Annotated in this window: 23 protein-coding genes; 17 read left to right on the top strand and 6 right to left on the bottom strand. The window is 62.6% G+C overall.

Annotation, left to right across the window (positions count from 1 at the left end):
• Positions 1-19 precede the first annotated feature (19 nt).
• The 5 genes from AC3CCE_RS16240 to trmB all read left to right on the top strand — a co-directional run bounded on the left by AC3CCE_RS16240 (position 20) and on the right by trmB (position 5,046).
• Positions 20-490, top strand: a complete 471-nt coding sequence (locus AC3CCE_RS16240; RefSeq protein WP_352510975.1) for a VOC family protein — start codon at positions 20-22, stop codon at positions 488-490.
• A 77-nt stretch (positions 491-567) separates the two neighbouring features.
• Positions 568-2,160: an apolipoprotein N-acyltransferase gene (lnt, locus tag AC3CCE_RS16245; RefSeq protein WP_352623932.1), complete on the top strand. Its 1,593-nt coding sequence runs from the start codon at positions 568-570 to the stop codon at positions 2,158-2,160.
• Between the two features lie 137 nt (positions 2,161-2,297).
• Positions 2,298-2,717 carry a helix-turn-helix domain-containing protein gene (locus AC3CCE_RS16250; protein ID WP_023669550.1) on the top strand — a complete coding sequence of 140 codons (420 nt, stop codon included), beginning with the start codon at positions 2,298-2,300 and terminating at the stop codon, positions 2,715-2,717.
• A gap of 222 nt (positions 2,718-2,939) precedes the next feature.
• The gene (metK, locus tag AC3CCE_RS16255; protein ID WP_023669551.1) at positions 2,940-4,205 is read left to right on the top strand and encodes a methionine adenosyltransferase; all 1,266 of its coding nucleotides are present in this window, start codon (positions 2,940-2,942) and stop codon (positions 4,203-4,205) included.
• A gap of 139 nt (positions 4,206-4,344) precedes the next feature.
• Complete coding sequence (trmB, locus tag AC3CCE_RS16260) at positions 4,345-5,046, top strand: tRNA (guanine(46)-N(7))-methyltransferase TrmB (RefSeq protein WP_352444004.1); 702 nt, start codon at positions 4,345-4,347, stop codon at positions 5,044-5,046.
• 42 nt (positions 5,047-5,088) lie between these two features.
• Here trmB and AC3CCE_RS16265 read toward each other — a convergent pair whose 3' ends face one another.
• A complete protein-coding gene (locus tag AC3CCE_RS16265; protein WP_352623930.1) occupies positions 5,089-5,253 on the bottom strand; it encodes a hypothetical protein in 165 nt (54 codons plus the stop codon).
• Between the two features lie 334 nt (positions 5,254-5,587).
• Between AC3CCE_RS16265 and rimP the strand changes: the two genes are divergently transcribed.
• The 10 genes from rimP to AC3CCE_RS16315 all read left to right on the top strand — a co-directional run bounded on the left by rimP (position 5,588) and on the right by AC3CCE_RS16315 (position 17,810).
• Entirely contained in the window at positions 5,588-6,232 is a 645-nt protein-coding gene (rimP, locus tag AC3CCE_RS16270; RefSeq protein WP_023669554.1) for a ribosome maturation factor RimP, read from the top strand.
• Between the two features lie 47 nt (positions 6,233-6,279).
• Positions 6,280-7,875, top strand: a complete 1,596-nt coding sequence (gene nusA / locus AC3CCE_RS16275) for a transcription termination factor NusA (protein WP_023669555.1) — start codon at positions 6,280-6,282, stop codon at positions 7,873-7,875.
• A gap of 38 nt (positions 7,876-7,913) precedes the next feature.
• Positions 7,914-8,564: an RNA-binding protein gene (locus AC3CCE_RS16280; protein ID WP_023669556.1), complete on the top strand. Its 651-nt coding sequence runs from the start codon at positions 7,914-7,916 to the stop codon at positions 8,562-8,564.
• Positions 8,561-11,125, top strand: coding sequence for a translation initiation factor IF-2 (gene infB, locus AC3CCE_RS16285; RefSeq protein WP_023669557.1), 2,565 nt, complete (start codon positions 8,561-8,563; stop codon positions 11,123-11,125). The genes AC3CCE_RS16280 and infB overlap by 4 nt, the downstream gene beginning before the upstream one ends.
• A gap of 161 nt (positions 11,126-11,286) precedes the next feature.
• Complete coding sequence (gene rbfA, locus AC3CCE_RS16290; RefSeq protein WP_352623927.1) at positions 11,287-11,706, top strand: 30S ribosome-binding factor RbfA; 420 nt, start codon at positions 11,287-11,289, stop codon at positions 11,704-11,706.
• Positions 11,706-12,677 carry a tRNA pseudouridine(55) synthase TruB gene (truB, locus tag AC3CCE_RS16295; RefSeq protein WP_352623925.1) on the top strand — a complete coding sequence of 324 codons (972 nt, stop codon included), beginning with the start codon at positions 11,706-11,708 and terminating at the stop codon, positions 12,675-12,677. Before rbfA ends, truB begins: the two co-directional genes overlap by 1 nt.
• Positions 12,678-12,721: 44 nt before the next feature.
• Positions 12,722-13,816, top strand: coding sequence for a magnesium/cobalt transporter CorA (gene corA, locus AC3CCE_RS16300; RefSeq protein WP_023738181.1), 1,095 nt, complete (start codon positions 12,722-12,724; stop codon positions 13,814-13,816).
• Positions 13,817-13,911: 95 nt separating this feature from the next.
• Positions 13,912-14,286: a 30S ribosomal protein S15 gene (gene rpsO / locus AC3CCE_RS16305; RefSeq protein ID WP_280790898.1), complete on the top strand. Its 375-nt coding sequence runs from the start codon at positions 13,912-13,914 to the stop codon at positions 14,284-14,286.
• 277 nt (positions 14,287-14,563) lie between these two features.
• A complete protein-coding gene (gene pnp, locus AC3CCE_RS16310) occupies positions 14,564-16,711 on the top strand; it encodes a polyribonucleotide nucleotidyltransferase (RefSeq protein ID WP_352510973.1) in 2,148 nt (715 codons plus the stop codon).
• An 85-nt stretch (positions 16,712-16,796) separates the two neighbouring features.
• Positions 16,797-17,810, top strand: coding sequence for a class I SAM-dependent methyltransferase (locus tag AC3CCE_RS16315; RefSeq protein ID WP_352623922.1), 1,014 nt, complete (start codon positions 16,797-16,799; stop codon positions 17,808-17,810).
• Positions 17,811-17,826: 16 nt separating this feature from the next.
• Here AC3CCE_RS16315 and AC3CCE_RS16320 read toward each other — a convergent pair whose 3' ends face one another.
• The 4 genes from AC3CCE_RS16320 to fabA all read right to left on the bottom strand — a co-directional run bounded on the left by AC3CCE_RS16320 (position 17,827) and on the right by fabA (position 22,268).
• Complete coding sequence (locus tag AC3CCE_RS16320; protein WP_023688736.1) at positions 17,827-19,380, bottom strand: putative bifunctional diguanylate cyclase/phosphodiesterase; 1,554 nt, start codon at positions 19,378-19,380, stop codon at positions 17,827-17,829.
• A gap of 183 nt (positions 19,381-19,563) precedes the next feature.
• Entirely contained in the window at positions 19,564-20,376 is an 813-nt protein-coding gene (fabI, locus tag AC3CCE_RS16325; RefSeq protein ID WP_023669564.1) for an enoyl-ACP reductase FabI, read from the bottom strand.
• A gap of 33 nt (positions 20,377-20,409) precedes the next feature.
• Positions 20,410-21,630 (bottom strand): beta-ketoacyl-ACP synthase I, encoded by a 1,221-nt coding sequence (gene fabB, locus AC3CCE_RS16330; RefSeq protein WP_023669565.1) that lies wholly within the window; start codon positions 21,628-21,630, stop codon positions 20,410-20,412.
• A gap of 122 nt (positions 21,631-21,752) precedes the next feature.
• Complete coding sequence (gene fabA / locus AC3CCE_RS16335) at positions 21,753-22,268, bottom strand: 3-hydroxyacyl-[acyl-carrier-protein] dehydratase FabA (RefSeq protein ID WP_023669566.1); 516 nt, start codon at positions 22,266-22,268, stop codon at positions 21,753-21,755.
• A 342-nt stretch (positions 22,269-22,610) separates the two neighbouring features.
• Here fabA and irrA point away from each other — a divergent pair, with 342 nt between their 5' ends.
• Both irrA and AC3CCE_RS16345 read left to right on the top strand, forming a co-directional pair.
• A complete protein-coding gene (gene irrA / locus AC3CCE_RS16340) occupies positions 22,611-23,042 on the top strand; it encodes an iron response transcriptional regulator IrrA (RefSeq protein ID WP_031193300.1) in 432 nt (143 codons plus the stop codon).
• Between the two features lie 10 nt (positions 23,043-23,052).
• A complete protein-coding gene (locus AC3CCE_RS16345; protein ID WP_023669568.1) occupies positions 23,053-23,412 on the top strand; it encodes a DUF4260 domain-containing protein in 360 nt (119 codons plus the stop codon).
• A gap of 13 nt (positions 23,413-23,425) precedes the next feature.
• Here the strand turns inward: AC3CCE_RS16345 and AC3CCE_RS16350 are convergent, their stop codons facing one another.
• A complete protein-coding gene (locus AC3CCE_RS16350) occupies positions 23,426-23,983 on the bottom strand; it encodes an SH3 domain-containing protein (protein WP_023669569.1) in 558 nt (185 codons plus the stop codon).
• Positions 23,984-24,086 lie beyond the last annotated feature (103 nt).

The following is a 24,086-nucleotide window of genomic DNA, read 5'->3' on the forward strand; positions in this document are numbered from 1 at the left end:
ACAGAACGTTGCCCGGCCGATGACGATCGACGATCCCTTCAAGCACTCAACCTTTGGCTCGGGTGTCTTCTACAAGGACCCGCGAGCCGCATTGAAATGGCTCGAAACGGCCTTCGGCTTCGAGCCGAGCATGGTGGTCAGCGATGCCGACGGACGGCTGGTCCATGCCGAAATGCGTTTTGGCGACGGCTACATCATCGTCGATTCCGAATGGGCCGATCATATTGCCAGTCCGGTAAGCGTCGGCGGCAAGAACACTCAGTCGGTCTGTGTGCGTCTGAAAGACGGCCTGGACGTGCATTGTGAGCGGGCAATGGCGGCTGGAGCCCAAATCGTCGAGGAGCCTGCCGACCATTTCTACGGCGAACGGCAGTATCGGGCGCGCGACCCCGAAGGCCATGTCTGGACCTTCTCCCAGACCTTGCGCACCGTGCCGCGCGAGGAGGCCGAGCACCTGAGCGGGCTAACCATCGAGGGATGGCACCGATAGCGCAGCGATCGGCCGGTTCGCGTTTCAATAAATCTGATAAATCTTGGCTCTTGATTCGCGCGACCTGGGAAGTCTGTATGGAGCGCCTTGCCGGCCGGATAATTCTGCTTTGGGGCTGGCGGCGCGCGCTGGTGGCGTTTCTTGCCGGGGCGCTGGCGGTGCTCGCCCAGGCGCCTTACGATTTCTTCGCCGTCTGTTTCGTCTCGTTTCCACTGCTGGTCTGGCTGCTCGACGGCGCCACCGGCGAGGCTTCCGACGGCTGGCTCAGGCGCCTGCGGCCGGCTTTTGCCATCGGCTGGTGGTTCGGCTTCGGCTATTTCCTCGCCGGCCTATGGTGGATCGGCGAGGCGCTTCTGGTCGAGGCCGACAGTTTCGCCTGGGCCTTACCCTTCGCGGTCGTAGGCATTCCTTTGGCGCTGGCATTTTTCTACGGCTTCGCCACCGTCGTCGCGCGGCTGTTATGGACCAACGATATTGGCCGCGTTGCCGCCCTTGCCTTTGCTTTTGGCCTGACGGAATGGCTGCGCGGCTTCCTGTTCACCGGCTTTCCCTGGAATGCCGTCGGTTATGCGGCGATGCCCGTGCCGCTGTTGATGCAAAGCGTGTCGGTGACCGGCATGGTCGGCATGAACGCGCTGGCGGTCTTTGTCTTCGCCATGCCGGCCTTGCTTGCAGCACGCCGGCATGTCCGTCTCGGTGTGGTCCTGCTTGCCATTCTCGTCGCCGCTCATGCCGGCTTCGGCTATGTCAGGCTCGCGACCCCCGACAAGCCGGCAACCCGCACTCTCGATGTCCGCATCGTGCAACCGGATGTCGACCTCAGCGAAAAATGGGACGCCTCGGTGCGCGACCGCATCTTCGCCACCATGATGGGCCTGTCGGTCGCAGCGCCCGATCCCGGTCATGACAAACCGCAGTTGATCCTGTGGCCGGAGACCTCGGTACCCTTCCTGTTCACCGAGCGTCCGGACGCGCTGACCGCGCTCGGCGACATGCTGCAGCCTGGTCAGATGCTGATTGCCGGCGTAGTGCGCGAGGAGCGCGGATCGGGGGCGGATGCCGACAGCCGCTACTACAATTCGGTGGTGGCGATCGACGACAAGGGCGAAATCGCTGATGCCGTCGACAAGGTCCATCTGGTGCCGTTCGGCGAGTATCTGCCGTTTTCCGGTCTGCTCAGCCGCTTCGGCATCGGACAACTCGTCGCCGGGCCGATGAACTTCGCCGCCGGCAACGAGCGCCATCCGATCGCTCTGCCCGGCGGCATCAGCGCCTTGCCGTTTATTTGCTACGAGGTGATCTTTCCGGATCTGGTGGCTGTTGACGCAACGTCATCCCAGCTTATTGTAAACGTCACCAACGACGCATGGTTCGGCGACACGCCCGGGCCGTACCAGCATTTCAGGCAGGCTCAGATTCGCGCGGTGGAAAACGGATTGCCGCTGTTGCGCGCCGCCAACAACGGCATTTCCGCCGTTGTCGATACGCGCGGACGCATCGTCGACGCATTGGCGGTCGATGCGCGTGGCGCCATCGACGTGCGGGTGCCGATCTCCGGCCAAGCCTTCATCTCCGCCGCGGGGCGGCGCATTAACGGAATGCTGATCATGTTGGTGTTTGCCGCAATCGGCCTCAGCTTGAACGTAAGGCAACGGCTACGGGTGAATTGACAGTCGACACATTAGAAACTCATACTGTTACCGCCTAATTTTCTCGAAGTCGGTTGGTGTTTCTGTTGGGGCAGTTGGCTCCGGCTTCGTTTGGGCGAGAAAAATAGAAAAGGCCGGAAAAATTCGGCGAGGAAAAAATGACAGAAGAAAACAAGAAGAAACCGAATCCGATCGACATCCATGTCGGAAGTCGCGTCCGCCTTCGGCGCAATATGCTTGGAATGAGCCAGGAAAAGCTTGGTGAAAATCTCGGTATTACGTTTCAGCAGATCCAAAAATATGAAAAAGGAACGAACCGCGTCGGCGCCAGCCGTCTGCAGGCAATAGCCTCGATACTCAGCGTGCCTGTCGCCTTCTTTTTCGAGGATGCGCCAGGGCAGGAGCCGGTGGGTAATAGAGGATTTGCCGAGGACACTTCGATGGCTTTCGCCGTCGAATTCTGCGGCAGTCCGGAAGGGCTTCAGCTCAACCGCGCGTTCGTCAAGATCGCGGATGTGAAGGTGCGCCGCCGGATTATCGACCTTGTGAAGTCCCTTTCTGCCGAAGATGCCGAGTGATTCGGTGGGTCGATTGACCCATTGGCCCCAGTAATCCCCCGGGCCCGAGTAGCCCAGAGGCTCGACTGCCGGCGGCGCCAAGCCGCCGGTGGTACAAGATATATTGCTGCGACACTCATGCCAGAACCGCGGCACCGCTTGACGAGCGGCGTCCGGCACCGTTAACACGTGGCGCGCCAAAATCGGCAGCCCTGCCGATCGTTTTTTCAAGAGGGGACACCCGTGACGCGGCAGAACTACTTCTTCACCTCGGAATCCGTGGCCGAGGGTCATCCCGACAAAGTCTGTGACCGCATCTCGGACGAGATCGTCGATCTGGTCTATCGCGAGGCCAAGAAGACCGGCATGGACCCATGGAAAGTCCGGGTCGCCTGCGAGACGCTCGCAACCACCAACCGCGTCGTCATCGCCGGCGAAGTAAGGGTTCCCGATACTCTGCTGAAGCGGGACAAAGCGGGCAACATCCTCAAGGACGCCGCCGGGCATTCGGTCGTCAACCCGGCCAAGTTCAAGTCGGTCGCCCGCAAGGCGATCCGCGAAATCGGCTACGAGCAGGCCGGCTTCCACTGGAAGACGGCAAAGATCGAGGTTCTGCTGCACGGCCAGTCGCCCGACATCGGCCAGGGAGTCGACAACGCCGCCGACCGCCAGGGCGAAGAGGGTGCCGGCGACCAGGGCATCATGTTCGGCTATGCCTGCCGCGAGACCCCGGACCTGATGCCGGCGCCGATCTATTACAGCCACAAGATTCTCGAACTGCTCGCCGCTGCCCGTCACGAAAACAACGGCGAAGCCGGCAAGCTCGGACCCGACGCCAAGAGCCAGGTCACCGTTCGCTATGTCGATGGCAAAGCCGCCGAAGCGACGCAGATCGTGCTGTCGACGCAGCATCTCGACGCGACCTGGGATTCCAAGAAGGTCCGCAAGGTCGTTGAGCCTTACATCCGTGAGGCGCTCGGCGACCTCAAGATCGCCGACGATTGCATGTGGTACATCAACCCGACGGGCAAGTTCGTCATCGGTGGACCGGACGGCGACGCCGGCCTGACCGGCCGCAAGATCATCGTCGACACCTACGGTGGTGCTGCCCCCCACGGCGGCGGCGCCTTCTCCGGCAAGGACACCACCAAGGTCGACCGCTCCGCCGCCTATGCGGCGCGCTATCTCGCCAAAAATGTAGTGGCGGCCAAGCTCGCCGACCGCTGCACCATCCAGCTGTCCTACGCCATCGGCGTTGCCCAGCCGCTGTCGGTCTATGTCGACCTGCACGGCACTGGCAAGGTCGACGAGGCCAAGCTCGAGGAAGCGCTGCGCACGGTGATGGATTTGTCGCCATCCGGCATCCGCAGGCATCTCGACCTCAACAAGCCGATCTACGCAAAGACCTCGTCCTACGGCCATTTCGGCCGCAAGGCCGGCCGAGACGGGTCCTTCTCCTGGGAAAAGACCGATCTGGCCAAGGCGCTCAAGGACGCGATCGCTGCTTAGGCATGATTCCAAAAAGTGGGTACCGGTTTTTTGGAAAAGATCATGCTCCAACAAAGGATTAGATTGAGATGAGATTTCAGCCAAATCTCATCTCAATCCCAAATCTCATCTCAATCTAAGCGCGGCGCGCGACCAGGCCATGGATCCACAGGACAGGCGGAGCCGGGCGACCGAAGGGTTCTTCGGCCGCCGGCACGGCAAGACCATTCGCCCGCAGCAGGCGGCGGCGCTGGAAAGCGGTCTTGGGGCCTATGGCCTCGACCTCTCCGTCCAGGCACCGGCAGAATTGCGCGCGCTATTCTCAGCGGATGTTTCAACGGTTCGGCTGGAAATCGGCTTCGGCGGCGGTGAGCATCTGCTGCACCGTGCCACGGAGGCACCGGCGACCGGCTTCATCGGTGTCGAGCCGTTCGTCAACGGCATGGCCAAGCTGATGATGGCGGTGCGGGAAAAGCCGCTTGCCAATCTTCGCGTTTATGACGACGACGCCACGCGCCTGCTCGATTGGTTGCCGCAGGCGTCGCTCGACGGCATCGATCTGCTCTACCCCGATCCCTGGCCGAAGAAAAAGCACTGGAAGCGGCGTTTTGTCAGCCCGCTCAACCTCGATCGGTTCGCGCGCGTGCTGAAGCCGGGCGGAAAATTCCGCTTCGCATCCGACATCGACACCTATGTGAACTGGACCTTGTTGCACTGTCGGGCGCATGGCGGGCTCCTCTGGCAGGCGCAAGATGGGGCCGACTGGCATCGGCCCTATGAAGGCTGGCCGGGCACACGCTACGAGGCGAAAGCCACTCGCGAGGGCCGACGGCCGGCCTATCTCACCTTCATCAGAAAATAGTTCGATGCGGGAAAGTATCCCGCATCGACAGCCGGTCTGGCTTCAGAAACGGCCGATCTTGCCGAAAGCGGTCGGGTCCATGCCAAGCCGGCGCAGATCGTTGGCGCGCGGCTTGCGGCCGGCTTCGACGGCCCGCGAGGCGGCAACGGCGCTGCCGAACAGGGCAAAGGCGTCGCCTATGGCGGAAAACACGGTAGGGTTGCTCATTGTCTTGACCTTCCGCGCGCCACCGCGCGCTCATCTTTGATTTGTGCAGTGCAACATAGATAGGGATGTGAAATCCGGGATCACAGGGCCGTTACCGCATAGCCGGCATGCGCCGCGCGCAATCCTGCCAGCCGTCCCCGCTGCACTCTGCCCGGCCCGTCAACAGACTTGAAACACCGGCCGGGATCGTCTATATCAGCCTCAAATTCTTGGTCGGTATGACGAAGAGTGGGTCCACCCGGTCCCGCTCTTTTTTATTACCTGCCGGTCAGCCATCAGCAAAGAGATGGTTCGGGACGACGATCATCCTGATCCAGAGAACGACAGGAACCGCATGACTGCAACGGCAAGCGAAGCCGACGACCGCATCATCCGCGAAAGCGGTATCGATGCGCGCATCGCGCTGATCGTTCAGCCGGTGTTGCGAGGCATTGGCTTCCGCCTCGTGCGGGTGCATCTGTCGGGCCAGAACGGCCTGACGCTGCAGATCATGGCCGAACGCGAGGACGGCACCATGACCGTCGAGGATTGCGAAGAGGTTAGCCGCGCTGTGTCGCCGGCGCTCGACGTCGATGACCCGATCGAGAAGGCCTATCATCTCGAAGTGTCGTCGCCGGGCATCGACCGGCCGCTGGTACGCAAGTCGGATTTCGTCACCTGGACCGGCCATCTGGTGAAGATGGAAACCTCGGTGCCGGTCGCCGACCGCAAGCGCTTCAAGGGCAAGATCGCCGAAGCCGGCGAAGACGACATGCTGCTCGAGCGCGACAAGGCCGCCTACGGCGAAGAGCCGACGGTTCGCATTCCTTATGACGCGATCGCCGATGTGCGGCTGATCCTCACCGACGACCTTATTCGCGATGCCCTTTCGAAGGACAACCGGGAACGCAAGGAAGCCAAGAAACGCCGCGGCGAAGCTGATGATGCACCCGAAGGTGCTGAAGGCGGCGCGGAAGACGAAATCGAACAGGAACTATGATGAGCGGCCGGGCCTAAAAGCTCGGCAACAAGCTCGGGAGAAATAAGATGGTTGTAAGCGCCAACAGACTTGAACTGCTGCAGATCGCCGACGCGGTGGCGCGTGAAAAGTCGATCGACAAGTCGATCGTCATTGCCGCCATGGCTGATGCGATCCAGAAGGCCGCGCGCTCGCGCTACGGCCAGGAAACCAACATCCGCGCCGACATCAACGCCAACACCGGCGAGATGAAGCTGCAGCGGCTGATGGAAGTGGTCGAGAAGGTCGACGACTACGCCACCCAGATCGCCATTTCCTCGGCCCGCGAGCGCAATCCGGACGCCCAGCTTGGCGACTTCATCGCCGAACAGCTGCCGCCAATGGATTTCGGCCGCATCGCCGCCCAGTCAGCCAAGCAGGTCATCGTGCAGAAAGTGCGCGAGGCCGAGCGCGACCGCCAGTATGACGAATACAAGGACCGCATCGGCGAGATCGTCAACGGCACCGTCAAGCGCGTCGAATATGGCAACGTCATCGTCGATCTCGGCCGTGGCGAGGCCATTATCCGCCGCGACGAGCTGATCCCACGTGAAAACTACAAGTACGGCGACCGCGTCCGCGCCTATGTCTACGACGTGCGCCGCGAACAGCGCGGCCCGCAGATATTCCTGTCGCGCACCCATCCGCAGTTCATGGCCAAGCTCTTCACCATGGAAGTGCCGGAAATCTATGACGGCATCATCGAGATCAAGTCGGTCGCCCGCGACCCAGGCTCGCGCGCTAAGATCGCCGTCATTTCGCGTGACTCGTCGATCGATCCGGTCGGCGCCTGCGTCGGTATGCGCGGCAGCCGCGTCCAGGCCGTGGTCGGCGAATTGCAGGGCGAAAAGATCGACATCATTCCGTGGTCGCCTTCGGCCGCCTCCTTCATCGTCAACGCGCTGCAGCCGGCGGAAGTCGCCAAGGTGGTGCTCGACGAGGATGCCGAGCGCATCGAAGTGGTGGTTCCCGACGACCAGCTGTCGCTGGCCATCGGCCGTCGCGGTCAGAACGTGCGTCTTGCTTCGCAGCTCACCGGCTGGGACATCGACATCCTGACCGAGGCCGAGGAGTCCGAGCGCCGCCAGAAGGAATTCGTCGAACGCTCGTCGCTGTTCATGGAAGCCCTTGATGTCGACGAGATGGTCGGCCAGGTGTTGGCCTCCGAAGGCTTCACCAGCGTCGAGGAAGTTGCCTATGTCGATTCGGGCGAGATCGCCTCGATCGACGGTTTCGACGAAGACACCGCTTCGGAGATCCAGACCCGCGCCCGCGAATATCTGGAGAAGATCGAAGCCGAGCATGACGACAAGCGCAAGGCGCTGGGCGTCACCGACGAACTGCGCGAGATCCCTGGCGTCACCACCGCCATGATGGTGACGCTCGGCGAGGATGGCGTGAAGACGATCGAGGATTTCGCCGGCTATGCCGCCGACGACCTGACCGGCTGGAAGGAACGCAAAGACGGCGAGACCAAGGTATTCCCGGGTGTGCTCGCCAATCACGGCGTGTCGCGCGCCGACGCCGAGCAGATGGTTCTGGCAGCCCGCCTCAAGGCCGGCTGGATCACCGAAGACGAGCTTGCAGCCGAACAGGTCCCGGCTGACGAAGCCGTTGGTGCGTGAGGTGAAACCGCATCGCACACAACCCGCCCCAGGACGAGATGAACGATCGCACCTGCATCGTCACGCGCAAGCAAGCCGAGCCGGATGAGCTGATCCGTTTCGTCGTCGGCCCGGATTCGGCCGTCGTTCCTGACCTGAAGAGAAATCTGCCCGGCCGTGGTTGTTGGGTGAGCGCCGACCGCCTACATATCGACAAGGCGGCGGCGAAGAACCTGTTTGCCCGCGCCTTCAAGGCGCAGGTCGTCGTGCCGCCCGATCTCGGCGGCATGGTCGACGGACTGCTTGCACGATCCGCTTTGGGTATGCTTGGCCTTGCCCGCAAGGCTGGCTCGATCGCACTCGGCGCAACCAAGGTCGAGAGCGCGGTGCGCTCGGGGTTGGCGCTTTTCGTGCTCCACGCGACCGAGGCATCCGACGATGGCGTGCGCAAGATCAGTCAGGCGCGGCGGGCAACTGTCCACCTCGGCGGGCCGGCAGTCCTTGCCTACAAACTTTTCTCCGAGGCCGAGTTGAGCTTGGCATTGGGGGGTACAAATGTGATACATGCTGCCGTTCTCGCGGGAGACGCGGGCAAGGCGGTTGAGAGGCGCATGGTTGCGCTCGACCGATATCGGGGCGGAACCCCCGACGATCTGGCAATGCTTGCGGCCGTTGCTGACGAAGATGATGCTGCAGAGGATATGGAATGAGCGATACGAAATCGGGCGACGACAAGACGTTGAGTGTTACACCGAAGAAGACCTTGACGCTGAAGCGCCCCGGTACCGAGCAGAGCGTCGTGCGACAGAATTTCTCGCATGGCCGCACCAAGCAGGTCCAGGTCGAGATCAAGAAGCGCAAATTCTCCATGCCCGGCGACAAGCCGGAGCCGGTGGCTGCACCCGTATTTACGCCCAAGCCCGCGGTAGTGGCAGCCCCCGTCGTGCAGGAAGCGCCCAAGGCGCCGCCTCCGCCGCCGCCGGCCGAACGCGGCGGCATGGTGCTGAACGAACTGTCGCGCAATGAAATGGAAGCGCGCCGCAGGGCGCTCGAAGGCTCCAAGGTTCGCGACGTCGAGGACCGCCAACGCGCCATCGAAGAGGCCAAGCGCCGCAACGAGGATGAGGAACGCCGCAAGCGCGAGCGCGAGGAATCCGCGCGCCGTCAGGCCGAGGAAGAAGCCCGCCTGCAGACCGAGGCCGAGTCCCGCCGCCGCGCCGAGGAAGAAGCGCGCCGCCGCGCGCCGCAGGCTGCCGAGCTTGTGGCATCGGACGACGAGGAAGAGGTCAAGCCGAAGCGCACCGCCGCCGGCGCCCCGGTACGCCGTCCGGTTACGCCCGAAGTGGCGCGCCCGGCCAAGCCGACCAAGGCCGAGGAAGACCGTCGTCGCGGCAAGCTGACCCTCAACACGGCGCTTTCCGACGAGGACGCGCGCGCCCGCTCGCTGTCGTCGATGCGTCGCCGCCAGGAAAAATTCAAGCGCGCGATGCATAATGAGCCGCGCGAGAAGGTTATGCGCGAAGTGATCCTGCCTGAAACCATCACCATCCAGGAACTGGCGCAGCGCATGTCCGAGCGCGCTGTCGATGTGGTCAAGTACTTCATGAAGCAGGGCCAGATCCTGAAGCCGGGCGACATCATCGACGCCGACACGGCCGAGCTGGTCGCCACCGAATTCGGCCACACGGTCCGCCGCGTCGCCGAGTCCGACATCGAGGAAGGCCTGTTCAACATTGCCGACAATGCCGAGGACCTGGTGTCGCGGCCGCCTGTCGTGACCATCATGGGCCATGTCGACCACGGCAAGACCTCGCTGCTCGACGCCATCCGCAATGCCAATGTCGTCTCCGGCGAAGCCGGCGGCATCACCCAGCATATCGGCGCCTACCAGGTCGAGAAGAACGGTCAGAAGATCACCTTCATCGACACGCCCGGTCACGCCGCCTTCACGGCGATGCGCGCCCGCGGCGCTCAGGCGACCGACATCGCCATCCTGGTGGTGGCGGCCGACGACAGCGTCATGCCGCAGACCATCGAATCGATCAGCCATGCCAAGGCGGCCGGCGTTCCGATCATCGTGGCGATCAACAAGATCGACAAGCATGATGCCGATCCGCAGAAGGTGCGGTCGGAACTGCTGCGCCATGAGGTGTTCGTCGAATCGATGGGCGGTGAAGTGCTGGACGTCGAAGTGTCGGCGACCAAGGGCACCAACCTCGACAAGCTGCTCGAGGCGATCCTGCTGCAGGCCGAAATCCTCGACCTCAAGGCCAATCCGGACCGTACCGCCGAGGGCGTGGTCATCGAAGCCCAGCTCGACAAGGGCCGTGGCCCCGTCGCCACCGTACTGGTGCAGACCGGCACTTTGATGCCGGGCGACATCCTCGTCGCCGGCAACGAATGGGGCCGGGTGCGCGCGCTGGTCAACGACCGTGGCGAGCAGATCAAGGAGGCGCCGCCGGCAATGCCGGTCGAGGTGCTCGGCCTGCAAGGCACGCCGCAAGCCGGCGACCGCTTCGCTGTCGTCAACAACGAGGCCCGCGCCCGCGAGATCACCGAATATCGCCAGCGTCTGGCGCGCGAGAAGGCAGTGGCTCGCCATGCCGGCCAGCGCGGCTCGCTTGAACAGATGATGTCGCAGTTGCAGACGAGCGGGTTGAAGGAATTCCCGCTGGTCATCAAGGGCGACGTGCAGGGTTCGATCGAGGCGATCAACGCCGCTCTCGACAAGCTTGGCACCGACGAGGTGCGTGCGCGCATCGTTCATGCCGGCGCCGGCGCCATCACCGAAAGCGACGTGTCGCTGGCGGAGACCTCGGGGGCCGCGATCATCGGCTTCAACGTCCGTGCCAACGTGCAGGCACGTGCGGCCGCGGCGGCCGCGGGCATCGAAATCCGCTACTACTCGATCATCTACAACCTCGTCGACGATGTGAAGGCAGCACTTTCCGGCCTGCTGTCGCCGGAACGCCGCGAGACCTTCATCGGCAATGCCGAGATCCTCGAGATCTTTGACATCACCAAGGTCGGCAAGATCGCCGGCTGCCGTGTCACCGAAGGCAAGGTCGAGCGTGGAGCGGGCGTGCGCCTGATCCGCGACAACGTCGTCATCCACGAAGGTACGCTGAAGACCCTCAAGCGCTTCAAGGATGAAGTCGCGGAAGTTCCGGGCGGCCAGGAGTGCGGCATGGCCTTCCAGAACTACGAGGACATGCGCGTCGGCGACATCATCGAGTGCTTCCGCGTCGAGATGGTGACCCGGACGCTCTGAGTTCGTATACTGTCGATACGACCGGGCGGTGGTCGAAAGACCGCCGCCCTAACTTTAATGCCTGTCGCCCAAAAGTGCGGGATAAACGACATGCATAGAACAAATATGAGACATGGCGGCACGGTCCGATCCCGCGCCTCACGCTTTCCGGATTGAGAAAAATGCCCCGTCCAACCGCCTCCAGCCCATCCCAGCGCATGCTTCGCGTCGCCGAACAGGTGCGCCATGCGCTGTCGGAAACCTTGCAGCGCGGCGAGATTATCGACCCGCTGATCGAGAACACCGTGGTTTCGGTCTCGGAAGTGCGCATGTCCACTGATCTGAGGGTCGCAACGGCCTTCGTTTCGCCGCTCGGCGCCAAGGACACGGGTGCGGTCATCGACGCGCTCAACAAGCACGCGAAGTTCGTCCGTGGCCGCGTCTCCGGCACGCTCCGCCAGATGAAGTTCATGCCGGAGTTCCGCTTCAAGCTCGATACGTCCTTCGACAATTTCGCCAGGATCAACGATTTGCTGAAATCGCCGGAAGTCGCGCGAGACTTGGGTACCGATGGCGAAGACAACGACAAGGACGAGAAATAGTGGGGCGCCGCGGCAAGAAGAAGGGCCGGCCGATCTCCGGCTGGGTGGTGCTGGACAAGCCGGTTGGCATGGGTTCGACCGAAGCCGTCTCCAAGATCAAATGGCTTTTCCAGGCCGAAAAGGCCGGCCATGCCGGCACGCTCGACCCGCTGGCCTCTGGCATGCTGCCGATCGCGCTGGGCGAGGCAACCAAGACCGTGCCTTATGTGCAGGACGGCGCCAAAATCTACCGGTTCACCGTCGCTTGGGGCGAGGAGCGTTCGACCGACGATCTCGAAGGCCCGGTGACGCAAAGTTCCGACCGCCGTCCGGCGGAAGAAGATGTCAGGGCGCTGCTGCCGAACTACACCGGCGTCATCATGCAGACACCGCCGCAATTCTCGGCCATCAAGATATCAGGCGAACGCGCCTACGATCTCGCCCGTGGGGGCGAGACAGTCGACATCCCCGCGCGCGAGATCGAGATCGGCCGTCTGGACATCGTCGAGCACGCTGCCGACCACACCTTGTTCGAGGTCGAATGCGGCAAAGGCACGTATGTGCGCTCGCTGGCCCGCGACATGGGCCGCGACCTCGGCTGCTTCGGTCATATCGCCGAATTGCGCCGGGTCGAGGTCGAGCCGTTCACCCAGGAGGATTTCGTCACCCTCGCCGAACTGGAAGTCGCCCGTTTCGGCGAACAGCGCGAAGCTGACGGAGAGGGCGACGCCGATGTTGCCGATGCGCCGATCGACTTCGGCGCCATCGATGCGCTGCTTGTCGACACGGCTGCCGCGCTCGACTGCCTGCCCCAGATCGCCATCAGCGACGAAGCGGCGACCAAGATCCGCCTTGGCAATCCCGTCATCATCCGCGGCCGCGACGCGCCCGTGGAAGCCGAGGAAGCCTGCGCCACCGCGCGCGGCAAGCTTGTCGCCATCGGCGCCATCGAGCAAGGCATGTTCAAGCCGAAGCGGGTCTTTGTCGGCTGACCACTCTCGTCTAGTCTTACGTCGACGTCACATCCGAGGGGCACATGGCAAAGGCTGAGGCGGTGAAGAAGCGGGCGCCGGTGACAACGCGCCGGCCGCCGGTTGGCGCCTCGCCCGGCACGCTGATCGCCGATCCGGCGGCGCGACGGTCCGAGCTGCGGCTGACGCTGATTTCGCCTGAAAAATTCAAGACCATCAACGATGCCAGCATCGACGATCTCAACACCCATTGCGACAACTGGCCGGTCGTCTGGTTGGACTGCACCGGTCTCGCCAACATCCAGCTGATCGAGGAGATCGGCCGGATCTTCAACCTGCATCCACTGGCTCTGGAAGATGTCGTCAACACCGGCCAGCGGCCGAAGGTCGACTTCTTCGAGGACCACGCCTTCGTCGTCATGCGCATGATCGACGACGTCAAGGTGCATCGCTATGAGCAGATCGCGGTGTTCTTCGGCAAGAAATTCGTCGTCACCTTCCAGGAGCGCGAAGGCGATCCGTTCGACCCAGTGCGCAAGCGCATCGCCGCAGCGTTGCCCAACCGCTTGCGGATGCGCGGCGCCGACTATCTGGCCTATGCGCTCATCGACTCCATCGTCGACAGCTATTTCCCGCCGATTGAGGCCGCGAGCGAGGAGGTCGATGGCATCGAGGACGAGATGCTCAACACGCCTCACAAGCATCAGATGCGCCAGCTGCACGAATTGCGGCGCGACGCCAATGTGCTGAAGGGCGTGCTGTGGCCGATGCGCGACGCGCTGGCGACGCTGATCCGCAACGACGTGCCCTATGTCAAGCCGGAGACGAAAATCTTCTTCAACGACACGCTCGACCATGCATTGCGGCTGATCGAGCTGGTCGAGAACCAGCGCGACATGCTGACCGGCTTGATCGAAATGCATTTGTCGCTGAGCCAGGCGCGCACCAACGACGTCATCTCTTATCTCACCATCGTCTCGGTGATCTTCATGCCGCTAACGTTCCTGGTCGGTATCTGGGGGATGAATTTCGATCCCGAGATCTCGCCGTGGAACATGCCGGAACTGAAAGCCTACTATGGCTACCCGGCTTCGCTGCTGTTCATGCTGGCCGTTGCTGTCGGGCTGATCGTCTTCTTCAAAAGCAAGAAGTGGCTGTAAGGTTTCGGCGTCAGGGAAATCTTGGATTCCCGAGCAAAGGGCTGCGACAAGCCGGCTTTATGAATGGGCTGGTGTTTTCCGGGGAATTGCCCTATATGCGCCGCAGCATCGCGCCATGTCGCTTTGCTTGCACCGGCCCCTGCTGGACGACATCCCGGCTGAGGGCGACCCGTTTCCTCAAACAGATAAGGAAAAACACGATGTCGATTACTGCCGAGCGCAAACAGGAATTGATGGGTGAATTCGCAACCGCCAAGGGCGATACCGGGTCTCCGGAAGTCCAGGTGGCCATCCTTTCCGAGCGCATCAAGAACCTGACCGACCACTTCAAGGACCACAAGAAGGATAACCATTCCCGCCGTGGTCTGCTCGCTCTCGTCTCCCAGCGCCGCAGCCTGCTTGATTATCTCAAGCGCAAGGATGACGCGCGCTATCAGACGTTGATCGAGAAGCTCGGTCTGCGCCGTTGACGAATTGACCGGCGGGCTTTCGAAGGAGAGCCCGCCGGTCGCGCATTCTGCCAGTCGCATCGATTGGCCAGACCCGGTTTCGAGCGTGCAGAGGCCACTCGAAACCGCCCATGGACGGTCATGGGGCAGGATTGCAGGACGCTCGTGCGCTAACCAGCGCCGAAATTTACCGAGCTTCCCGTTGTCTTGCCCGTGGCTGCCCGAGAAAGGAAGCCAGGGAAAGGGCATCCGCGCACCGTGAAACGGCGCGGCCCTTTCCGCTTATTAAGGACAAGATATGTTCAACTACCACAAAGTGGAAATCGAATGGGGCGGCCGTCCGCTCATCCTGGAAACCGGCAAGATCGCACGTCAGGCTGACGGCGCGGTGCTTGCGACCTACGGCGAAACTAAGGTTCTCGCCACCGTCGTTTCGATGAAGGAGCCGAAGCCAGGCCTCGATTTCTTCCCGCTGACCGTCAACTACCAGGAAAAGACCTACGCCGCCGGCAAGATCCCGGGCGGCTACTTCAAGCGCGAGGGACGTCCGAGCGAAAAGGAAACGCTGGTTTCCCGCCTGATCGACCGCCCGATCCGCCCGCTCTTCGCCGACGGCTACAAGAACGACACCCAGATCGTCGTCACCGTCGTCCAGCATGACCTCGAGAACGATCCCGATATCCTGTCGATCGTCGCCACCTCGGCCGCTTTGACGCTGTCGGGCGTTCCCTTCATGGGCCCGATCGGCGGCGCTCGCGTCGGCTACATCAACGGCGAATACGTGCTCAACCCGCATGTCGACGAGATGCAGGAATCCAGGCTCGACCTCATTGTCGCCGGCACCGCCGACGCCGTGCTGATGGTCGAGTCCGAAGCCAAGGAACTCGGCGAAGAGCTGATGCTCGGCGCCGTCATGTTCGGCCACAGGGGCTTCCAGCCGGTGATCGACGCCATCATCAAGCTGGCCGAAGTTGCCGCCAAGGAGCCGCGCGATTTCACAGCGCCGGACTACTCCGCGCTTGAAGCCGAAATGCTGAAGATCGTCGGCGACGAGCTCAGCAATGCCTACAAGAACGTCGATAAGCAGAAGCGTTACGCCGCCGTCGACGCAGTCAAGGCGAAGGTCAAGGCAGCGTTCGCTCCGGCCGAAGGCGAAGACGCCAAGTACACCTCCGAGCAGATCGGTTCGGTGTTCAAGGAACTCCAGGCCAAGGTCGTGCGCTGGAACATTCTCGACACCGGTTCGCGCATCGATGGCCGTGACCTCAAGACTGTCCGCAAGATCGTCTCGGAAGTCGGCGTCCTGCCGCGCACGCACGGTTCGGCGCTGTTCACCCGCGGCGAGACCCAGGCGCTGGTCGTTGCCACGCTGGGCACCGGCGAGGACGAGCAGTATGTCGATTCGCTGACCGGCATGTACAAGGAGAAGTTCCTCCTTCACTACAACTTCCCTCCCTACTCCGTCGGCGAGACCGGCCGCATGGGTTCGCCGGGCCGCCGCGAAATCGGCCACGGCAAGCTCGCCTGGCGCGCCATCCGTCCGATGCTGCCGAGCGCGGACCAGTTCCCCTACACGCTGCGCGTCGTCTCGGAGATCACCGAGTCCAACGGTTCGTCGTCGATGGCCACCGTCTGCGGCACATCGCTGGCGCTGATGGATGCCGGCGTTCCGCTGGCCAAGCCGGTTGCTGGTATCGCGATGGGCCTGATCAAGGAAGGCGAGCGCTTCGCGGTTCTGTCCGACATCCTGGGTGACGAAGATCACCTCGGCGACATGGACTTCAAGGTCGCCGGTACCGAAGGCGGCATCACCTCGCTGCAGATGGACATCAAGATCGAGGGCATCACCGAGGAGATCATGAAGATCGCGCTGGACCAGGCCAAGGATGGCCGCCAGCATATCCTCAGCGAGATGGCGCATGCTCTGACCGGCGCCCGCCCCGAACTCGGTGAGTTCGCACCGCGCATCGAGGTCATGCACATCCCGACCGACAAGATCCGCGACGTGATCGGCTCCGGCGGCAAGGTTATCCGCGAGATCGTCGAGAAGACCGGCGCCAAGATCAACATCGAGGACGACGGCACGGTCAAGATCGCTTCGTCGAACGCCAAGGAGATCGAGGCGGCCAAGAAGTGGATCCATACCATCGTCGCCGAGCCGGAAGTCGGCGAAATCTACGAAGGCACGGTCGTCAAGACCGCCGACTTCGGCGCTTTCGTCAACTTCTTCGGTCCGCGTGACGGCCTCGTCCACATCTCGCAGCTTGCCAACGACCGGGTCGCCAAGACCTCGGACGTCGTCAAGGAAGGCGACAAGGTCTGGGTCAAGCTGATGGGCTTCGACGAGCGCGGCAAGGTCCGCCTGTCGATGAAGGTCGTCGACCAGGCCACCGGCAAGGAAATCGCCCGCGACAAGAAGACCGAAGGCGAAGAAAACGCCGCCTGAGTGGTCTGACAATAGAGTTGAACGGGCGCGGCTTATGTCGCGCCCGTTTTCGTTTAAGACCCGTCTACGACATGAGAATCGAAGAATGGCCGCTGAGCCGCTGAAGACACTGTTCCATCCCTTCGAGGCCGAGGGGCTCCCTCTGCCGCAAAAGGGCGAGCGTGTGCTGTTCCTGGGCGCCGAGCCTGGGTTTCGCCTGCCGGAAGGCTTCGAGGCAGAGCTCCATCTTGCACAGGGTTTCCGGCCGTATCTCCGAGCGCTGGAGCGTGCCGGCCACAAGGTAACGCCGCGCGCGGAAGGCGATGCATTCGATGCAGCGCTCGTGCTTGCCGGCCGCCATCGTGGGCTAAACGAGATGCGTATTGCCGAGGCGATCGAACGCGTCACGCCGGGCGGTCTGATCATTGTCGCCGGCGGCAAGGACGAAGGCATCGCCAGCCTGCGCAAGCGCATCGACGAGCTTGTTCCGCTCGAAGGGCATCTGCCGAAATATCACGGCATCGCCTTCTGGCTTCGCCGTCCGGTCGATCTGGCGCCTGCGGAAAAACTGCGCGTCGCCAATCCCGCCTTGGTCGTAGAGGACCGCTTCCGCACCGCGCCCGGCATGTTCTCCTTCGACCGGATCGACGCCGGCTCGAAACTTCTGGTCGACAACCTGCCCAAAGACCTGCGCGGCAACATTGCGGATTTCTGCGCCGGCTGGGGTTATGTCGCCGCCGAGGTCGCGGCACGTTCATCCGGTATAACGGGGCTCGACCTTTACGAAGCGGATTTCGACGCGCTTGAGGCGGCCAAGGGCAATATCGGCCAGACAGGCTTCGAGCCCGGCTTCTTTTGGACCGATCTGCTGAGCGAGCCGGTCGAGCGGCGCTATGATGCCATCGTCATGAACCCGCCCTTCCATCGCAGCCGGGCGGCCGAGCCGGAAATCGGCGCCGGCATGATCCAGGCGGCGGGCAAGGCGCTGAAGCCGGGCGGGCGGCTGTTCATGGTGGCGAACCGTCAGCTGCCTTACGAACCGGTTCTGAAGGCCGTCTTCTCCAGCCATGCCGAGCTCGCCCGCGACGGCATGTTCAAGGTTTTCTCCGCGCGCCGATAGGACGGTGCCGGTCGCCTCAATGCATGCTGACGATGCGCGCCGGCTCGTGGACGGGAATGGTCGGTCTGATATCGCCAGGCTTGATCTTGAGCGGCGCCGGCCTGCCGAACAGATAGCCTTGCACCATCTCGCAACCAGCTGCTCGCAAAAGCGTCGCCTGGTTCTCGGTCTCGACGCCTTCGGCGATGATGCCGACGCCGAGCGCCCGCGACAGGCCGACGATGGTAGAGACGACGGCGCCCGAATTGGAATCGGTGTCGATGCGGCTGACGAACGAGCGGTCGATCTTCAGCTTGCCGAAGGCGAAGTCGATCAGGTAGCTGAGATTGGAATAGCCGGTGCCGAAATCGTCGACGGCCACCGAAATGCCCATGTCGGCAAGCTGCTGCAGGATGATGGCGGCGCGGTCGCGGTCCTGCATCATCGCCGTCTCGGTCACTTCGAGCTCCAGCCGCGACGGCTTGATGCCGGTGCTGGCCATCGTGTCGCGCACGATACCGACGAAATCCTTGGTCCTGAACTGGACCGGCGAGATGTTGACGGCAACGAAGCAGTCCTCGGGCAAATGACGGGCATCGCTGCAGGCCTTGTTCAGCACCCAATTGCCGATCGGGTGGATCATGCCGGTCTCTTCGGCGATAGGAATGAATTCCATCGGCGGGATCATGCCGCGTTCCGGGTGCTTCCAGCGGATCAGCGCCTCGTAGCCGACGACACGGCCGGTCGGCAGGTCGAGCTGCGGCTGGTAATGAAGGTCGAAATCGCCACGGTCGAAGGCGATGTGCAGTTCGGATTCGATCCAGTGGCGGTAGTCGGCGACCTGGCCCATGTCGGAATGGAAGACCGACCAGTTGCCCACGCCGCCGGCGCGGGCATTCTGCAGCGCCAGGTTGGAGCGGCGCAGGATGAGGACCGGATCGACGCCATCCTTTGGCATCGCCACGATGCCGACCGACAGGCCGACCGACTGCAGGTGGGAATCGAGCTGGTACGGCTTCAGCATCTCCTCGATCATGGTTTCGACGGTGCTTTCCATGGACCTTTGGAGTTGGTGTTCCCAGACAAGGATAGCGAACTCGCCGGCGCCGATGCGCCCCATGACCGCGCCTTCGGGCATGCAGGCCTTCAACCGCTTGGTGAAGCCGCGGATCAGTTCGTCGCCATGGCTGTAGCCGATGGCGTCGTTGATCTGCTTGAAGCGGTCGATGTCGATGTCGATGAGGAACACCGGCTCACCGGTCCTGATCGTCGCGGACGCCGCGTCGGCAATCCTGCCGACCATCGCCGGCCGCGCAAAAAGCCCGGTCAGCTTGTCGAAATGGGTTTCGTTGAAAACGTAGTCCACCGATTCATCGACGCCGGCGAAGAAGGACAAGGCAGCACCGGCGGCGGCCAGCGCGCATAGCGCCGACGCGATGCCGATCATGGTTTCCGCCTGCATGCCGGCAAAGCCGTCCCCGAAACCATGCCGGAGGCCCCAAAGCCCAAGGATGAAACTGCCAAGGCCCGAACTGGCGACGGTGAGCAGCCGGAACACAGGTGTTCGCTTCGGGTTGCTGACAGCAGGCATTGCTCAGTCCCTGTCGCATGATCCCGAAATCAACTCGACTTCGGGAAATATCAAGCGCAAATTCATAAAGGCTAAAGCATCCTTTGCGCCCAGCAAGAACGCGCAGAGCCCAAGCCCATAGGACTTCTAGCGGATATCTCCTTAAAATGAGTTTCCGCCGATGCATCTAATTTTACTGGTGAGTTAATCGCGTACGCTGTCGGTCTGCTTCAACTCATCCAGGGTTGGCATCGACACGATGTGATAGCCGGAATCCACATAATGGATTTCGCCGGTGACGCCTGACGAGAGGTCGGACAAAAGATAGAGCGCCGAGCCGCCGACCTCGTCGATGGTCACCGTGCGGCGCAGCGGCGAGTTGCGCTGCTGGTAGGAGTACATGTGGCGGGCGTCCGAGATTCCGGCGCCGGCCAAAGTACGCACCGGTCCCGCCGATATGCCGTTCACCCGGATGCCGCGCGGGCCATAATCGTTGGCGAGATAGCGCACGCTGGCTTCCAGCCCGGCCTTGGCGACGCCCATGACGTTGTAGTTCGGCATGACGCGGACAGAGCCGGCATAGGTCAGCGTGATCATCGCGCCGCCTTCGCTCATCAGCGGGGCGGCATGGCGGGCGACCTCGGTGAAGGAGTAGCAGGAGATGACCATGGTGCGGACGAAATTGTCGCGGCTGGTGTCGGCGTAGAGCCCTTTGAGCTCGTTCTTGTCGGAAAAGCCGATGGCGTGGACGACGAAGTCGAGCCCGCCCCATTCCTTGCCGAGCGTCTCGAAGGTGGCGGCGACCGATGCGCTGTCCTCGACGTCACAGGGCACCACCAGAGACGCGCCAAGCTTCTCGGCAAGCGGCTTGACGCGGCGCCCGAATGCGTCGCCCTGATAGGTGAAGGCAAGCTCCGCTCCGTGTTCGGACAATTTCCTGGCGATGCCCCAGGCGATCGAATGATCGTTGGCGACGCCCATGACAAGCCCGCGCTTGCCCTTCATCAGTCCGTCCATGGCCGGCAATCCCCCTACAATAAAACGCTGGCCTTATGCGGAATAGCGCTGGAAAATCAGCGTTGCGTTGGTGCCACCGAAGCCGAACGAGTTGGACAAAACCGTGTCGATCCTGGCGTCGTCGATGCGCTTGCGCACGATCGGCATGCCCTCGAATTCGGGATCGAGGTTTTCGATATGGGCGCTCTCGCCGATGAAGCCGCCTTGCATCATCAGGATCGAGTAGATCGATTCCTGTACGCCGGCGGCACCAAGGGAATGGCCGGTCAGCGACTTGGTCGAGGTGATGAACGGCATCGTGTCGCCGAACACCTCTCGGATGGCGCCCATTTCCCGGGAATCGCCGACCGGCGTCGAGGTGCCGTGGGTGTTGATGTAGTCGACCGGCGCGGACACCGTCGCCAGAGCCTGGCGCATGCAGCGCACCGCGCCTTCGCCCGACGGCGCCACCATGTCGTAACCGTCCGACGTCGCGCCATAGCCGACGATCTCAGCGTAGATCTTGGCGCCGCGCGCCTTGGCGTGTTCGAGCTCCTCCAGGATGAGGACGCCCGCGCCGCCCGCGATGACGAAGCCATCGCGATTGGCGTCATACGCGCGGGAAGCTGTTGACGCCTTGTCGTTATACTTCGACGACATCGCCCCCATGGCATCGAACAGGTCCGACATCGTCCAGTCGAGGTCCTCATGGCCGCCGGCAAACATCACATCCTGCTTGCCCCACTGGATCAGTTCGTAGGCGTTGCCGATGCAATGCGCCGAGGTCGAGCAGGCCGACGAGATCGAATAGTTGACGCCGTGGATCTTGAACCAGGTGGCGAGCGTCGCCGACGCGGTCGACGACATCGCCTTCGGCACCGCGAACGGACCGATGCGCTTGGGGCTGTTGTTCTTGAGCGTGGTCTCGGCCGCCTCGACGATGGTGCGGGTCGAGGGGCCACCCGAGCCCATGACAATGCCGGTGCGCTCATTGGTGATGTCGCTTTCGCCAAGCCCGGCGTCGGCGATCGCCTGGTCCATCGCGACATGGTTCCAGGCCGCGCCCTGGCTCAGGAAGCGCATGGCGCGCCGGTCGATCATAGGGGTCGGGTCGAGCGTCGGCGCGCCCCAGACCTGGCAGCGGAAGCCGTGTTCGGCGAAGGAATCGGAGAAGCTGATGCCTGATTTGGCATCGTGGAGCGAGGATTGCACCTCGTTGGCGTTGTTGCCGATCGACGATACGATGCCGAGGCCTGTGACGACGACCCTTCTCATTCGCAACTCCTTCCAGCGGATGATCCCGAAACCCTAGTCGGTTTTCGCCGGCGATCATACGCAAAACCAAAATGCCGCAGCGTCGTTGCGCGTCCGGGAACGCCCTGCTGCAGTGGCGCCGGTCAGGCGGCCGATTGCTTGGACAGCCCCACTTTGAGGTCTGTCGCCGCGTATATGGGTTCGCCGTCGGCTTTAAGCCAGCCATCGGCGATGCCGAGAACCAGGCGTCCGCGCATGACGCGCTTGAAATCGATGCCGTATTCCACTTTCTTGACCGAAGGCGTCACCATCCCCTTGAACTTCACTTCGCCGGTCGACAGCGCCATGCCCTTGCCCGGCTCGCCGAGCCAGCCGAGGTAGAAACCCGTCAATTGCCACATGGCGTCGAGGCCCAGGCACCCCGGCATGATCGGATTGCCGATGAAATGGCAGGCGAAAAACCACAGGTCCGGCTTGATGTCGAATTCGGCGCGGATGAAGCCCTTGTCGTGGGCGCCGCCGGTCTCGCTGATCTCGGTGATGCGGTCGAACATCAGCATCGGCGGATAGGGCAGCTGGGCGTTGCCGGGCCCAAACAGCTCGCCGCGGGCGCAGGCAAGCAATTCCTCATAACCGTAGCTGGATTTCGAACCCGCCATATGTCTCGTCCCCATAATGTCCCGGGCGGTGGGGCGCCCTTGTCGTTGGTCCTAACACAATCCCTTTCGGTCCGGAAACCGGCGTTTGCGCTTAACCCGCCCGTCTGCCCGGGTCAATGCGCGCTCTCGCATCGGCCCGAAATCGATCTCGATTCCGGAAAGCACGATGCGACGCCAAAAAAGCGATAGAGCGCACTTAGTGCGTCCAACTGGACGCACGTCGCTCTATTGATCGTATTCCGCCAACAGAATATATGTCGGGAGGTATCCAGTTTCGGTTGATGACGTTTTTTCGCCACTCTGGGCGTGTCTTGAGGCAGAACTGTGGGCTTGGACGGATAGATGGATCTGGGCGGCCGGAAGGAAAATGTCGCTGTGGACAAGCGGGTTCGCGAAGCCGGCCTTAGGCCGACACGCCAACGCATTGCGCTGGCCGATCTGCTGTTTGCCAAGGGCGACCGCCACCTTTCGGCCGAGGAACTGCATGAAGAGGCGGTCGCCGCCGGCGTGCCGGTCTCGCTCGCCACCGTCTACAACGCGCTTCACCAGTTCACCCAGGCCGGCCTGCTGCGCATCCTGGCGGTCGAGGGGTCCAAGACCTATTTCGACACCAACACCTCCGATCACCATCATTTTTACATCGAAGGCGAAAACAGGATCTTCGATATAGAAAGCGGTCCGGTGACCGTCTCCAACCTGCCGGAGCCACCCGCAGGCATGGAGATCGCCAATGTCGACATCGTGGTGAGGCTGCGCCCGAAGCGCAGCGTTTAAGCCCCAACCCGTGAAACCTGTCGATTTTGCAATCCGGCTCGAATGGGTTGCGGTCGCGGTCGTGGCTATAGTCGCCTATGCCGCGTCAGGCGTTTCCTGGTGGCTGTTCGCCCTGCTTATTCTGGCGCCCGACCTGTCGATGCTGGGCTATCTCGCCGGGGCACGGATCGGCGCTGTCGCTTACAACGCGTTGCACATCCTGATCGTCCCGCTGTTGCTGGCCCTCGCCGGATATGTTCTGGCCAATTCGACGGCGACCGCGATTGGTCTGATCTGGATCATCCACATCGCCGTCGACCGCGCGCTCGGCTACGGTCTCAAACTGTCGACCGGTTTTCAGGACACCCATCTCGGCCGTATCGGCCGTTAGGCCTCCAGCAATCTCAATTCTTGACGTGCTCGCCGGGATAGGCGCCCCACACCTGCGACTGGGCGATCCAGCCGGTGTGGCCGTCGAAGGTCATTTCGCACCACTGGCCATCGCAGGTTTTGATCGTGCCCGTAACGCCCGGCTCGATGATGGCGATGACGCTGGCGTCCTTATCGGCATCGTCGAGCAGATTGATTCGGCCACCTTTGGTGCGTTGCCAAGGGGCGACGATCGCGGTCCGGCGGCCGGACAGCAGCGACTGGTTGATCCAACCCTCCGAGCCATCGGCATCGCGCACCCGCCGCCAGGTATCGAATTCCTGGATGATTTCCATCGGCAGGCCGGCCTTTGTGTACATCCAGTCGACGGAATAGTTGGCGCCGGGGCCAACGCGCGAGTTGACGCGAGCCGATTTCAGGCTGACGAAACGCGGCAGCGGCAGGCCGCTCGGCCCGAGCGTGACCGTCTGCACAGGTGCGGCGGCACCTTGCGCCGCGGCTTGCGGGGAATGCAGGAGAGCGCCGAGAAGCGCTGCGCTGAGGATCAGGCGAAGCGACGCGAAACCAGACACTTTCATTCCTTTCGGCGCGTGCCCTTTGGTCCGGGCGCCCCTTTTTCTTTGTCTTCGGCGGCACCGCTTGTTACAGGAGTGGCAGGCACCGCGACCGGTATTC

The organism is Mesorhizobium sp. P160187, assembly GCF_057766425.1.